General features: G+C 40.5%; 11 protein-coding genes. 7 read left to right on the forward strand and 4 right to left on the reverse strand.

Going from position 1 to position 13,882, the window contains the following annotated elements; translation table 11 throughout:
* Together G3R48_RS04690 and G3R48_RS04695 are read left to right on the forward strand one after the other, a co-directional pair.
* A partial coding sequence (locus G3R48_RS04690; protein ID WP_212593221.1) for an integrase core domain-containing protein occupies positions 1 to 284 on the forward strand: 284 nt, incomplete at its 5' end.
* 343 nt (positions 285 to 627) lie between these two features.
* The gene (locus G3R48_RS04695) at positions 628 to 2,556 is read left to right on the forward strand and encodes a polysaccharide biosynthesis protein (protein ID WP_153662722.1); all 1,929 of its coding nucleotides are present in this window, start codon (positions 628 to 630) and stop codon (positions 2,554 to 2,556) included.
* Positions 2,557 to 2,673: 117 nt separating this feature from the next.
* Here G3R48_RS04695 and galU read toward each other — a convergent pair whose 3' ends face one another.
* Positions 2,674 to 3,579, reverse strand: a complete 906-nt coding sequence (galU, locus tag G3R48_RS04700; protein ID WP_153662720.1) for a UTP--glucose-1-phosphate uridylyltransferase GalU — start codon at positions 3,577 to 3,579, stop codon at positions 2,674 to 2,676.
* A 367-nt stretch (positions 3,580 to 3,946) separates the two neighbouring features.
* Here galU and glmM point away from each other — a divergent pair, with 367 nt between their 5' ends.
* Complete coding sequence (gene glmM, locus G3R48_RS04705; RefSeq protein WP_153662718.1) at positions 3,947 to 5,314, forward strand: phosphoglucosamine mutase; 1,368 nt, start codon at positions 3,947 to 3,949, stop codon at positions 5,312 to 5,314.
* A gap of 252 nt (positions 5,315 to 5,566) precedes the next feature.
* Here the strand turns inward: glmM and G3R48_RS04710 are convergent, their stop codons facing one another.
* The gene (locus G3R48_RS04710) at positions 5,567 to 7,033 is read right to left on the reverse strand and encodes a capsule assembly Wzi family protein (RefSeq protein WP_153662716.1); all 1,467 of its coding nucleotides are present in this window, start codon (positions 7,031 to 7,033) and stop codon (positions 5,567 to 5,569) included.
* 556 nt (positions 7,034 to 7,589) lie between these two features.
* Here G3R48_RS04710 and rfbB point away from each other — a divergent pair.
* From rfbB to G3R48_RS04730, 4 genes are read left to right on the forward strand one after another with little or no spacing between them, the layout of a single operon-like run.
* Complete coding sequence (rfbB, locus tag G3R48_RS04715; RefSeq protein WP_153662714.1) at positions 7,590 to 8,654, forward strand: dTDP-glucose 4,6-dehydratase; 1,065 nt, start codon at positions 7,590 to 7,592, stop codon at positions 8,652 to 8,654.
* A complete protein-coding gene (locus G3R48_RS04720) occupies positions 8,651 to 8,995 on the forward strand; it encodes a sugar phosphate nucleotidyltransferase (protein WP_194823856.1) in 345 nt (114 codons plus the stop codon). The genes rfbB and G3R48_RS04720 overlap by 4 nt, the downstream gene beginning before the upstream one ends.
* Positions 8,996 to 9,005: 10 nt before the next feature.
* Positions 9,006 to 9,521 (forward strand): dTDP-4-dehydrorhamnose 3,5-epimerase, encoded by a 516-nt coding sequence (gene rfbC, locus G3R48_RS04725; protein ID WP_343227745.1) that lies wholly within the window; start codon positions 9,006 to 9,008, stop codon positions 9,519 to 9,521.
* Positions 9,518 to 10,600 carry an SDR family oxidoreductase gene (locus tag G3R48_RS04730; protein WP_153662712.1) on the forward strand — a complete coding sequence of 361 codons (1,083 nt, stop codon included), beginning with the start codon at positions 9,518 to 9,520 and terminating at the stop codon, positions 10,598 to 10,600. The genes rfbC and G3R48_RS04730 overlap by 4 nt, the downstream gene beginning before the upstream one ends.
* Before the next feature lie 31 nt (positions 10,601 to 10,631).
* On the opposite strand, the gene G3R48_RS04735 is transcribed toward G3R48_RS04730, so the two are convergent.
* Together G3R48_RS04735 and G3R48_RS04740 are read right to left on the reverse strand one after the other, a co-directional pair.
* The gene (locus G3R48_RS04735; protein ID WP_153662710.1) at positions 10,632 to 10,943 is read right to left on the reverse strand and encodes an EscU/YscU/HrcU family type III secretion system export apparatus switch protein; all 312 of its coding nucleotides are present in this window, start codon (positions 10,941 to 10,943) and stop codon (positions 10,632 to 10,634) included.
* Between the two features lie 30 nt (positions 10,944 to 10,973).
* A complete protein-coding gene (locus G3R48_RS04740; protein WP_153662708.1) occupies positions 10,974 to 13,469 on the reverse strand; it encodes a hypothetical protein in 2,496 nt (831 codons plus the stop codon).
* Positions 13,470 to 13,882 lie beyond the last annotated feature (413 nt).

The following is a 13,882-nucleotide window of genomic DNA, read 5'->3' on the forward strand; positions in this document are numbered from 1 at the left end:
AGTTTATCTCACATGCACTTGAGGTTTGGGCAGAGCAACATGGCATTAAGTTAGATTTTATTAAGCCAGGGAAACCTACACAAAATGCGTATATTGAACGATTCAACCGCACTTATCGAAATGAAGTATTAGACTGTTACTTGTTCAATAGCTTGACTCAGGTAAGAGAAATCACAGATAGTTGGATTGAAGAATATAATTATGATCGGCCACATGAATCACTGAATGATTTACCACCCAAATTATATGAGCGGTTAAATGAGGAAAGCTCTATTAAAAAATGATCGATATAGGGGATGGTTACACAACTATTAATCTCCATGTATTGTTAATTTAGTATTTTTAGAGTCTTTGTCTTTTACATTAACGAGCTAGCCAAGAGTAATCTAAATACTGTATCTATTTTAATTTAATACATTATGAAATTAGATGTTTATGGTTGTTGTGTGGATAATTGTTTTAACTATTTCATTATTTTTAGTTATTAGTGTATAGATTTGGTAGATGTTGCTAATGAAAGAGTTTAAGTATTTAATTATTGTAAATTTACATTTTTTTTGAAGTAGCTATTTAAGATATTAACTTAATTATTTTAGTTGTTAATAATCCCTGTATTTGGAGTAATCAATGCAGCATTTACAAAAAATATTTTCACTTTCACGTGCTCAAAAACGACTTGTTAGTCTCTTGGGTGATAGTGTATTTATTACATTGTCATTTTGGATGGCTTTGTTTGTTAGAATTGATGAAGTGCACATTTTTTCTAATATTTCATATTGGACGGTGCTATTTTTTGTCCTTCCTATGAGTCTGTTTTTTTTCACCAAGCTAGGTTTGTACCGTGCTGTTCTTCGCTATATTGGTTTACATGCTTTAGTGGCAATTAATACCGGAATTTTACTTTCTACAATTTCGCTTGTTGTTGTGGCATTTTATTTAACTGCCGATATGCCTCGTACCCTTCCATTTATCTATGCAGCCTTTATGTTGATGTGTGTCGGTGGTTCACGCGTATTAATTCGTTCTTTTATTGGCACAAGTATTAAAAAAGACGGTGAACCAGTGATTATTTATGGTGCCGGTGTTAGTGGGCGCCAGTTACTGAGTTCATTAGTGCAAAGTCGTGAATATTATCCGGTTGCATTTGTTGATGAAGACACCAATTTACATGGCACTGTTATTCAAGGGGTGAATGTTTATTCCCCTGATGTAATTCAACAATTAACAAAAAAGAAAGCGGCGACTAAAGTGTTATTGGCAATACCAAGTGCTACGCGCTCAAAACGTAAAGCTATTTTAACGCAACTTGAGTTTTTGTCAGTACCTGTTTTGACTATTCCGTCAACAGCTGATTTAGTTAATGGTGACAAACTCTATAGTGATGTCAAAGAAGTTGAGATTGACGATCTTTTAGGGCGAGAAAGTGTTGCCCCTCGCCAAGATTTATTGCAAGCCAATATTATTGATAAAGTGGTTATGGTCACGGGGGCTGGTGGCTCTATTGGTTCTGAGCTATGCCGTCAAATTTTAAGGCAATCGCCTAAAAAGCTCATTTTATTTGAGTTATCGGAATATTCTCTATACGCCATAGAAAGCGAATTATCGCTAATGGCGAAAGAGTTAAATTTAGATGTACCAATTTTACCTATGTTAGGTTCTGTTCAAAACGAAAATCGAGTGCGTTCGATAATGCAGTCATTCGGCGTAAAAACGGTTTATCACGCTGCAGCCTATAAACACGTACCATTGGTTGAGCATAATGTGATTGAAGGCATACGTAATAATGTTTTCGGCACGCTTTATACGGTTAGGGCGGCAATTGATGCCAAGGTAGAAACGTTTGTGTTAATTTCTACCGACAAAGCGGTTCGTCCTACTAATGTCATGGGCACTACTAAACGTATGGCCGAGCTGGTTTTGCAAGCATTTGCTAACGAAGGTAATGCAACCCGCTTTTGTATGGTCCGATTTGGTAATGTGTTGGGCTCTTCTGGCTCTGTAGTTCCGTTGTTTAGAAGTCAAATAGCTAAAGGAGGTCCTTTAACCGTTACTCACCCTGAAATTACGCGTTTCTTTATGACTATTCCTGAAGCGTCTCAACTGGTCATTCAAGCTGGAGCGATGGGTAAAGGGGGGGATGTATTTGTGTTAGATATGGGTAAATCAGTTAAAATTGTCGATCTTGCACAAAAAATGATCCGCCTGAGTGGCTTTGATGTGCTTAATGATGAAAACCCAAATGGTGATATTGCTATTGAGTTTAGCGGTTTGAGACCCGGTGAAAAGTTATATGAAGAACTCTTGATTGGCGATGACGTTACCGGCACTAATCATGAACGTATTATGACAGCTAATGAGCTTAATTTAAGTTGGAAAGAATATGAAGTTATTTTAGATAAGTTGGATATTGCATGCAATACAAGAGACTTAGAAGGTATAAGGAATATTCTGTTAACAACACCAACAGGTTTTGCTCCTACTGATGGTATTTGTGATTTACTTTACCAGCAGCAAGCGAAAAATATTCAGTCGCAAAGTAATATTGTCAATTTATAATTTCTCCCTATAAAAAAGCGCAAATCATTTACAGATATGCGCTTTTTTATTTTATATACGGGCCTTGAACTGTCGTCGTTTAAACGTTAACCCTAATAAGGGGATATCTCTTTTCGCTTACAATGTTTTGGCTATCGTTTTAATATAATCGCTAAATTCTTTGCCAATTTCTTTATGGCGTAATGCATGCTCAACACCTGCTTGCATGTATCCCAATTTATTACCGCAGTCGTGGCTTTTACCTTGCATGTAATAAGCATTCACAGTTTGGTTTTCCATTAACATTGCTATGGCATCTGTTAATTGGATTTCATCACCAGCACCAGCAGGGGTTTTCGCTAGGTACGACCAAATTTCAGCTGGTAAAATATAACGTCCTACAATACCTAAATTTGAAGGTGCTTCTTCGATTTCTGGCTTTTCCACTAACTTAGTTAATGGTAATGACTCACCAGGTTTGAGATTTTTTCCATTAATATCCGCTATACCATACTGATCAACTTGAGTTTCGGGTACGCCCTCTACCATTATTTGACCAACTTCGGTTTGATCAAATAATGTCACCATTTGTGCTAAGTTATCCGTTTTCAAATTGCTACTTGCTGAATCAAGAATGACATCTGGTAAAAGCACAGCAAAAGGTGCGTTACCCACAACGGTTTTAGCGCATAAAATGGCATGGCCTAAGCCTTTAGCTTGAGCTTGGCGCACGCTAATGATAGAGACATCAGCAGGGCATATTGCTTTTACTTCCGAAAGTAGCTGCCTTTTTACACGTTTCTCAAGATGCGCTTCCAGTTCAAAGCTGGTATCGAAGTGATTTTCCACTGCATTTTTACTCGCATGAGTGACCAGTACGATTTCTTTTATACCGGCTTCAATGGCTTCTTGTACAACATATTGGATAAGTGGTTTATCCATAATAGGCAGCATTTCTTTAGGGATGGTTTTAGTGGCAGGTAACATTCTTGTACCTAACCCAGCAACAGGAATAACAGCTTTGGTAATTTTATGTTGTTTCATTAAAATGAACTTTTTTATTTGCATTAAGCCTTTTATTTTATACTGAAATAACCATCTGGTGCAGATAAATTTGTATCTTTGTTGCACCATAGCGCTGTCACGGTTGTCGATGCCTCCTCTAGCAGCTGCATGCGTAATAGTGAGCCAATCATTTAAAAAGTGTTGTAAAAACGGAGTCATCCATATATCACATGGTGAATTTTGTATTTACTGTTTTTCCTAAAAAGAGTTAGCCGCCGTAACACTTTTCAATATTTAGTCATTCATTATTCTGTCATTTAGTCATATAAGCTATTTTGTTGTTAATGACATTGCTTTAAAATAGCAATATTTTTTCAGTTAGTTTGAACTTGGGTTCGGAGAAAGCATGTCTCGTAAATTTTTTGGTACCGATGGTGTACGCGGTAAAGTGGGAAGTTTTCCAATAACCCCCGTTTTTGCTATGAAGTTAGGTTGGGCGGCTGGTAAGGTGCTTGCCTCTGGTGGTACTAAAGAAGTGTTAATTGGTAAAGACACGCGTATTAGTGGTTATATGCTTGAGTCTGCCATGCAAGCGGGTTTTTCTGCCGCTGGTGTTAATGTGGCTTTAGTTGGCCCAATGCCAACCCCTGCAGTTGCTTATTTGGCATCGACATTTAGAGCAGATGCCGGTGTGGTCATCAGTGCATCTCATAATCCATATTATGATAACGGAATTAAGTTTTTCTCAAATTCAGGTACAAAATTAAACGATGCACAAGAATTAGAGATAGAAGCGTTATTAGACCAAGCACTGAACCATAATGCGATGGATTGTGTTGCTTCTGAAGAGTTAGGCAAAGTGCGCCGCATCAACGATGCTGCGGGGCGTTACATTGAGTTTTGTAAGGGCGTGTTCAATAAAGAACTGTCATTAGAAGGTTTAAAAATTGTTGTCGATAGTGCCAATGGTGCGGCTTACCATATTGCGCCTAACGTTTACAGTGAATTAGGCGCACAAGTGATTAGCATAAACGCTAAACCCAATGGAATAAATATTAATGATCACTGCGGTGCAACACATTTAGATAGTTTGCAAACCGCTGTGTTGGTGCATGAAGCGGACTTAGGCATTGCACTTGATGGCGATGCAGATCGTATTATGTTTGTTGATAACCACGGTCATGTCGTCGATGGCGATCAGATACTCTATATATTGGCAAAAACCGCGCAAGAGAATGGCACTTTGCATGGTGGTGTTGTCGGTACATTAATGTCTAACTTAGGTTTAGAGATGGCATTGCGTGACATGGGTATTCCATTTAAGCGCGCTAAAGTGGGTGACCGTTATGTTGTTGAACTGTTGCAGCAAACGGGTTGGCGATTAGGCGGCGAAGGTTCTGGGCATATATTACACCTAGATCATGCTTCAACCGGTGACGGCGTTGTGGCCTCTTTATTGGTACTTCAAGCTTTGTTATTGGCGCAAGCTAACGATGCAGAGTGTACATTGGAAACCTTGGTTTCTGGCATGCAAATGCTGCCACAAGTATTATTAAACATCAAACTCACCCAAGATAACGCCGATGAAATTATTGCATCCGATGCAGTTAAACAAGCGGTGACAGAGGCGGAAAACGTGCTGGCTGATAATGGTCGAGTGCTATTAAGAAAGTCAGGTACCGAGCCGCTTATTCGCGTGATGGTTGAATCTACAGACCCTACTATGAGCCAGCAACAAGCTGAACATATTGCAAAAGCGGTAAAGCAACAATAACCCAATAGATACAAACAAATAGATACATCGACTAAATGAGTGTTATTTTGTTGAGATTTGAGATTTGAGATTTGAGATTTGAGAGTTGAGGTGTTGTGGATTTACTCTTTAAATATGATTGATTTTAGTAAGACTGATTATTTCTGACCTAAACATTCATGACACTATAAGTACACAACATCATAGAATTAAAAAAGGCTTTAAGTTTTTACTTAAAGCCTTTTTTATTGTTGTAACTTTTAAACTCTGAGATTAAAAATCACGTTGCCAGCCGGCATAAAATACCGTATCCCAATCACTATTTAATGTGATATCTGGATAAGTACTATAACCCACTGTGCCGCCTAAGGTTAATTTACCTTGATAAAGCGGGCGATGATAACTAGCATCAACTTGGTATAGTTGCTCATAACGTGCTGGAGAAATTGGGTTGCCACCCGGGGAGCCTTTATCTGTGCCATCCACATTGAGTTTTGCCCAGCGTAACTTGGTGGTAAGTGATTGCTGGTTTGACAGCTGAGTGATGCCGCCGAGTACTAATACTCTTGAATCATTATCATATGTGGTGCCTAAACTACGGCCGTAGTAACGATAGCCGCTTCTATAAAATCCGTGTTCATACATGCAGTTAAATACGTCACTTGATATACCACAAGAGGCAGTTGTGTCGGTGTACTCAGCAAAAACTCGGGTTTTAATATCTTTAAGATAAATATCAACGCCGCCCATATTTGAGGCATTAATTAAGCGATGTTTTACTTTATGGTAGTCTTCATGAGTGCGTTCATAGTAAATGCCATATGGTACGCCCCAAGCGGTGTCAGACCATCTAAAGTCATAACCTGCGAGTAGGTTTTCTTGACCATTTTTAACCTCTGACTCTATAACACCACCATTAGTTAAACCGTCCCACCAATCAGATAAGCTATTGCCGTAACCTTCGCCGCCCCATTGCATCACCCATGAAAACCCAACCTCTAACTTGCTAATGGGCTTTAAAGTGCCTCGTGCGCCCCAATGTTTGGCGTCAGGTACATAACGGTCGCTTTCCATTTGGCTAAAGCTGGTGGTAAATGTCCAAGGGCCAACCCAACTAAGCCAAGGCGACTCAAATGCGTTACTGTCATCTCTGCTTAATGTAATGCCTGGCATTGGTCGTGCATTTGCCGTTTGAATTAGCCCTGAGTCCCACCCAGGTCCCCAATATTTTTTAATTGCGCCGCCAGAGACTATCCAGTTGCCTAACTTTACCGCAGCAAAGCTGTCATCTAGGCGGGTTTCATTGCCATCAATTGCATCATAATGATAACTGGCGGATAACCGACCACTAAACCAGTCTTGCGTGATTGAGGTATCAACTTTTACTTCAGCTTTGTCGCGGTAATCATTACCAAAGCCTATAAACCTAGCTTGATCGGTTGCACCGTTAAGGCTTACGCTGACATTGGTTGATTGATTCGCGTTGTCATATGCTTGGACTACTCGGTCAAAAGCCGCTTGCTGAAAAGGCGTCATTGCTTGACGAGATGAGTTATCAAGGTCCTTTTTAATGCCAGACCACATTAAAGGGTAGGTGGTGACAGGTTGAATAATCACCCCTGTATCAGCAAGTAGCTGAATATCAGCACGAAGTGCTAAATCGGTTGGCTCTACCCACCACGATGCTTGTGAGGCAAAACTCGTTAAAATGGTCAAACTGGCTAATAATTTTAGTTTCATGATGTACTCATTTACAATTTGGCAAAATGTGTAATGCAATAAATACGAGGCAAATAGCGACTCACTACATTAATCAATGACTGATTGTTCGCGGAGATTATCCAAATTTCCCCCGTAAAAATTAGGTGGATTTTAGCATGGATACCGACGATATGTGCATATTGTCACGGTATTCTTTATCTCATCGGTTTTTGAGTCACTTTACCCATCATTGTGCTAGTTATTTCGTTAGTTATTGTGTATTGCTGCTGCCTTTTTTGTTAATTATTAACTGTTTATGTTTGGCTGGCTTGTGCTTTAGGTTGTAAGTTAATACCTAAACGAGTCTGTCCGCAATTGCGCGTTTTATTGTGTTAAGCCTTTAATGCGTTTGTAAGTGTTGATTGTACGTTGCGTTGGCACTTGGCTTGGTTTTTTAGCTAATAAATAACAAAGCCAAGGCTGACTGAGCATTGGCTTTTGGTTCAACAGATTATCCCCCCCTGTGATGATGAATATCAAACGGCTATGGTAAGATAGCGAAATTAATTGCTCAAAGATCATTTGTAGGTAAAGCATGATTTTAATCACTGGTGGTGCAGGGTTTATTGGTAGCGCGTTAATTCGTTACTTAATCAATCATACCCAAGAGCAGGTGATCAATTTTGACTCATTGAGTTATTCAGGTAATTTAGCGTCGTTAATGTCAATTGACATGCATCCTCGCTATCGTTTTATTCAAGGTGATATTTGTGATGCGCTAGCCGTTACGCAGGTTTTACAACAATACAAACCTAAAGCGGTAATGCATTTGGCGGCGCAATCTCATGTAGACCGCTCGATTGATGGGCCAGGTGACTTTATTCAAACCAATATAGTGGGTACATTTCAGCTGCTTGAATCTGTTAGAGCTTATTGGCAAAACCTGGAGCAAAAAGCGCGTCTAGCGTTTCGTTTCCATCATATTTCTACCGATGAAGTGTATGGCGATTTAACCGCCACAGCGCCAGCGTTTACTGAACAACATGCTTATAAACCTAGCTCGCCTTATTCTGCTTCAAAAGCCGCCTCTGATCATTTGGTCAATGCATGGTGTAAAACCTATGGTTTACCTGTTGTTATAAGTAATTGCACTAACAATTATGGTTCACATCAATTTCCTGAAAAACTGATCCCACATATGATTTTGTCTGCATTATCGGGTAAATCGTTACCCGTTTATGGTGATGGTTTGCAAGTGCGCGACTGGCTGCATGTTGATGATCATGTTAGAGCCTTATACTTGGTGTTAACCCAAGGCAAATTAGGCGAAACCTATAATATTGGCGGCTTAAACCAAATCACCAATATTGACGTGGTTAAGCAGATATGCCAAATATTAGAGCAGCTAGCGCCGCAATATCGCCCTGAAAATGGGTTTGCTAGTTTGATTCGTTTTGTGAGTGATCGGCCTGGGCACGATAAGCGCTATGCGATAAACAGCACTAAAATTTCTACCCAATTAGGCTGGCAGCCACAAGAAACCTTTAGCAGCGGCTTACACAAAACCGTGCAGTGGTATTTAACCAATAAAGCGTGGTGGCAGGCAATTGTTGATGATACTTACCAACTGAGCCGTATTGGACAGGACAAACAACAATGAAAAATCAGCCGTGTAAAGGGATTATCTTAGCCGGTGGTAATGGCACCCGTTTGCACCCCATCACGTTAGGCACCTCAAAACAATTATTACATGTAGAAATTTTAGGCCGTGGTTTTGCTTGGCTTGATACCGGTACGCATGAGTCATTGTTAGAGGCAGGGCAATTTGTACAAACTGTGGAAAAACGTCAAGGTTTTAAAGTGGCTTGTTTAGAAGAAATAGGCTTAAACAATGGGTGGCTTTCAATTGATATCGTGAAAAAGCGCGCTGAACTAATGAGTAATAACAGTTATGGGCAATATTTAAACTTGCTTATAAAGGAGCATTTACATCAACATTAAATCAACGGCTATTGATGGGGTTAAACTCATTACGCCGACTGTTTATCAAGATCATCGCGGCTTTTTTGCGCAAACTTATCAACTGGCACAATACCAGAAGTTATTGGGCGAGAATGAACCGTTTGTTCAAGATAACTACTCCCGTTCAAATAAGGGCGTATTACGCGGCATGCATTTTCAAGCGCAGCGGCCGCAAGCTAAGCTAGTTCGTTGCACTCGCGGGGCAATATTTGATGTGGTTGTGGATTTAAGAACTGACTCAGCCACGTTTAAACACTGGTTTGGTATTGAGCTCACTGAACATAACCGCCTTCAATTATGGGTACCAAAAGGTTTAGCTCATGGTTTTCTAGCGCTTGATGATATCAATGATGTTGAATATAAATGTTCTGATTATTATCACCCTCAAAGCGAACAAACCTTGCGTTGGGATGACCCCACTATTGCTATTGAATGGCCGCAAGCTGAAGTTATTTTGTCTGATAAAGATCGCGACGGCCTGAGTTGGCAGCAATTATTTTTATGAAGGTATTGGTTATTGGCGGCCAAAGCCAGCTAGCGCAATCATTAAAGGCGAGGCTTATTGTTGACGATGGACGATTATTTGCGCCTGCTTATCAAGATAACGCACCAACTTATGCAATAAATGATAATGCAATTGAGTTTGTGTTTACCAATAAAGCCCAACTCGACATAACCCATGCTTATAATGTGCAAGCTGCAATTAATGACATTAAACCTCACATTATTATTAATTGCGCAGCATTGACTGATGTAGAACAAGCTGAGCAAATAGACAAGCAATCTGATGTTTTTGCTGTTAATGCCGACGGTGTGCAAACACTATCTCAACAATGTAAACGCAATGATATTTTGCTTATTTATCTATCGACAGATTATGTTTTTGACGGCAATACAAGCAGGCCTTATTTATCAGATGATCCTTGCCAGCCTTTAAATCAATACGGACTGAGCAAGCGACAAGGCGAGCTTAATGCTATCAATAGCGGCTGCAGATATGTTGTGATCCGTACGTCTTGGTTATTCAGTGAATTTGGCCAAAACTTTGTTAAATCAATGCTGAGGTTGGGCGGGTTTTACCACGCTAATGCTTTAGCTAAGCCTCTGAACATTGTTAATGATCAACGCGGCAACCCCACTTATGCCGGGCATCTTGCCGATGCGTTAATTGCGGTTGTTCAGAAAAATGCCCGTCAATCTGTACCATCAGCGGTTTACCATTTTTCTGACACTGTCGTTTCGCCAGCCTTTTTGCAACAGCAACAGCAACAGCAACAGCATAAAGCTGATCTGCAAACTCAATCATCATCTGAATGTGAATATATGGATGTTAGCTGGTTTGAATTCGCACAAAGTATATTTCAGTTTGCTGAAATAGAACGTAACTCGTTTATTCCACCTGCATTAACCGCGGTATCAACAATTGACTATGTCAAAGCCGTTGGCCAACAAGCTAAAAGGCCTAAATATTCGTCGTTAAATTGTGACTCTTTTTATGAAACATTTGGCGTGGTAGCGACAGATTGGCGAGTAGGGCTCAAAAAGGTGATCAAAGCTTGTGCTGCTGAAGCTAAAACGGGCTAATGCTATTTATGTGTTTTGCGTGGAGGGGAGCCTAAACCTGCTCGACAATCCGTTGATGTAAGTTATTCCATTGCTCTGGGAACTTGCCATCTAACATATATACGAATGCGATAATCTCCGCGATAAGCAAATACAGCTCTTTGGGAATATCTTCTCCTAATTCTAACAACTGTAAAAAATTGCTTAAATTAGGGTCTTTATGAATATGAATCCCCGCTTCTTTGGCAAGAGCGATAATTTCTTCAGCTAAAAGGTCTTCGCCTTTTGCCGTCACTTTCGGGGCATTTTTACCGTCGAAGCTAAGTGCAACGGCTTGTTTTTTACTTTGGTGTTCATCTGCCATGCATTATTGCCTTCTATTACTTACCGGTTATCAAGCGAGCGTTTTTACTAAAAAGTGATCGCCTGGTAATAGTGTTGGCGGTATCGGTTTCACTTCAGTTTTAAATTGTCCGGTTGTAAACCCTATCGCGGATATTTTTTGTTTAAAAGCGTCTTGAAAGTTAACTATTTTATCCAATGTTTGTTGATTATTGCCTTGTACGGTGATGTCTAAAAGCGCATTGCGTTTGTGGGCAATAACAATCAATGAACCTTGGGTAATATTAAATTTTAGTTGTAAACGCCAGCCTTTTTTATTGTCATCGTCATCTTTTTTTTGTTCAAACTTGCCTTCAAATTGCTCTTGTTTTTGATTAATAGAATAGGGCATCGCAAAGTACCACGTTGGCGCTTGATTTGGATCAGAGCTAGCTTGTTGATACAAGCTCACGCTGTGACTTAATTGCCCTAAGCTGTCTAAGGTACCTGCTTTATCTAGCCCCGTCATTAATGCGCTAGCATGGGCCAACTTGCCAACTGCAGCGGTTTGTAGCTTTTGGATATGAGCGGCGAGTTTAGTCGATATTTTGTTATTTTGATTTTGCGCCCTAACACCTAACAATAACTGAAATAAGGTAGTAATTGCGCTGCCACTGACCAAAGGCGTTGTAGCCGAAGAAGGGTGCGAGACTTGTAATGCAGCCAAACTATGAAGCTCTGCTTGTAGTAATTGCGGCTCAGCTAAACTGGTTAGCGGTTTAGGTGCTATTTGCGGCAATAACTTTAATAGTTCGGTGGCTAAATTGACTTTCGCTGTTGCAACTTGAGTGTTATCGCTTGGGAGCGTACCAGCTTTAGTTAATGCTTTTGCAAGTACGTCAATCGGGCTGCTGTCGGTGGTTTTAGCTTGATAACTTGGGCCAATAATCCCTTCTTTTGCATTACCTAATATGTTTTTGTCCGCTGCAGATGTTTGTTGATTAGCTTGAGTAGTTTGCACTTCAGCAGACATTCTTTTAATACTTGCCATTGATAAGCCGTTGGTTAATGGCGCTGCAGTATTTTTTGCCGCGTCAGTGTTTCCATTCGCTGAATTGGCATTTGATGCGCCGGCTTTATCTGTTGGCAGTATTGGCGCTGTTGTTTGGCTGCTATTGGATTTTGCTGTGGCTTTAGCTGCAAGTTGGTTAAGGTTATTTGTCAGTTCAGCTTGCGGGTTTTTAACGGTTGATTGAAGCTCTTTTACTGCTTGGTTAGCTAATTTGCTGTCAGATTGATTTTGAGGTGTCACTTGCGCAATTGACGCGTTGGCCGACTTTGTTGAGCTATTAGCCGCATTGGCATTATTTGATGCAGTGCCTGCTTTATTGTCCTGGTTAAGCGGAATTGATTCGAGTTTTTTAAATAATTGCGCCAGTAATTGCCCAGGCTCATTTTTGGTGATAACGAGGTTAGTTGCACCGTTTAATTGGGTAGTGGCGGCTTGTTTAGGGGTGAGCTCAACATCAACCGTGCCTAACACTTTGGTGAGCTCTAGTACCAGTCTTTGGGGCTGCGCAGCTATTTTTGCTAAGTATTCGCCCGATTGAATCCGTGGTTGGCTATCTAACTTGATATTAGGGCCGTCAGCAAACTGTAATGTGTTGGCGCTAATTTGCGATAACGGCAACGGATAACCTTGAGGGCGAGAGGCTAAATTACTCAGTTGAGCGCTTGATACGCCATTTTGTTGGGCAAGCTCAGACAATGCTTGAGGCATTTTTAGTTGCACGCTTTGCGCCAGCATAATTAATTGGCTTGCAATGGGTTTGGCCGTAGTCGTTGTTGAACTTGCCCCCGCTTGTGCTTCCTTGGCAATTTGTTGACTTGCCATGGTTTGTTTTAACGCATCGGCGGTGATGGCTTTTATTTGCTGTTGAGTGAGCACCACACTGGCGGCTTTATTGAGCTGTTTAGCTTGTTCATGATTAAGCTTTACATCAAAATCTTGCCCTTGCACGCTAACTTGTGGCCTAGCGGATACGGCTGGCTGTGGTGGGGTTTGGGGGGCACTTTTGGGATTAGTCGTTTGATTAGTGCTTTGGTTATTAGCAGCTTGAGTGCTTGGGTCACTATTGGTTTGCGTTTGCATCGCTTGAGATGGCGTATTTGATGTATTACCACGAGTAATTTGTACCTTGGTTACATGCGCTAATTGTTTATCTAATTGTTCAAGCTGTTTAAGGTTATTTACTTGGGTGTCAACGGTTGCTGGCGTATTTGTACTTTGGCGCGGGGCATTGGCTTGCGACCCATGATTTTGGTTGCTAGCGCTTGAAAGAGCTTGTTGAGAGGCATGTTGTTGTGCGCTAAGTTGGCTATTTTGCTGTGCAAGACTTGCCGATGATGATGCTGTTTGGGTATTTGTTTGAGCGCCAGTAATATTTGTTTTTCCACCTGAGGTCAATCTATTAGGTGAGACATGTTGCGCGTTATCGTTTCCTGTCTTTCTCACCGTGGCTGTTTTGTCAGCTGTGGTTTTTGATATAGAGGGACGAAATGGGCTCATGTGACTTCCTAGTTAACTTGCACGCCTTAAACACGGGATTTATTTTAACTCAATGCACTGTTGTCGGCATTAATGAGTTTGAGATAAGCATCAAAATGATAATTAATGTTTTGCATCCGCTTTTTTCAAGCGTATCCTTGCACATCTTAAAATTAGCCCTAACCGACAATTGTCATTGATTTGTTCTCTAGCATATTTCGTTTGGCTATCTTTAAGCTACCCTTTAACCCATGTGTGGGCTCTTGGGTTGTAAAATCGGCCAAATTATCGAGAATGCTTGGTTAATATAATACGAAGTGATAATGGCTACCGACATATAGTCAGTATCGACTTGAGAAAAAATTGCTTTAACAAAAAGACTGGCGCGTGTTGATCTTTCTAGCTGATTTTAACCGCGTAAGATCAACATGACC

Source organism: Shewanella intestini (assembly GCF_018221465.1).
Lineage (GTDB): Bacteria > Pseudomonadota > Gammaproteobacteria > Enterobacterales > Shewanellaceae > Shewanella > Shewanella intestini.

Excerpts from the sequence above, each read along its gene's own strand:
- glmM (WP_153662718.1), top strand. The coding sequence starts at position 3,947 with ATGTCTCGTAAATTTTTTGGTACCGATGGTGTACGCGGTAAAGTGGGA.
- rfbB (WP_153662714.1), top strand. The coding sequence starts at position 7,590 with ATGATTTTAATCACTGGTGGTGCAGGGTTTATTGGTAGCGCGTTAATT.
- galU (WP_153662720.1), bottom strand. The coding sequence starts at position 3,579 with ATGAAACAACATAAAATTACCAAAGCTGTTATTCCTGTTGCTGGGTTA.
- G3R48_RS04740 (WP_153662708.1), bottom strand. The coding sequence starts at position 13,469 with ATGAGCCCATTTCGTCCCTCTATATCAAAAACCACAGCTGACAAAACA.
- G3R48_RS04735 (WP_153662710.1), bottom strand. The coding sequence starts at position 10,943 with ATGGCAGATGAACACCAAAGTAAAAAACAAGCCGTTGCACTTAGCTTC.
- G3R48_RS04695 (WP_153662722.1), top strand. The coding sequence starts at position 628 with ATGCAGCATTTACAAAAAATATTTTCACTTTCACGTGCTCAAAAACGA.
- G3R48_RS04730 (WP_153662712.1), top strand. The coding sequence starts at position 9,518 with ATGAAGGTATTGGTTATTGGCGGCCAAAGCCAGCTAGCGCAATCATTA.
- G3R48_RS04720 (WP_194823856.1), top strand. The coding sequence starts at position 8,651 with ATGAAAAATCAGCCGTGTAAAGGGATTATCTTAGCCGGTGGTAATGGC.
- G3R48_RS04710 (WP_153662716.1), bottom strand. The coding sequence starts at position 7,033 with ATGAAACTAAAATTATTAGCCAGTTTGACCATTTTAACGAGTTTTGCC.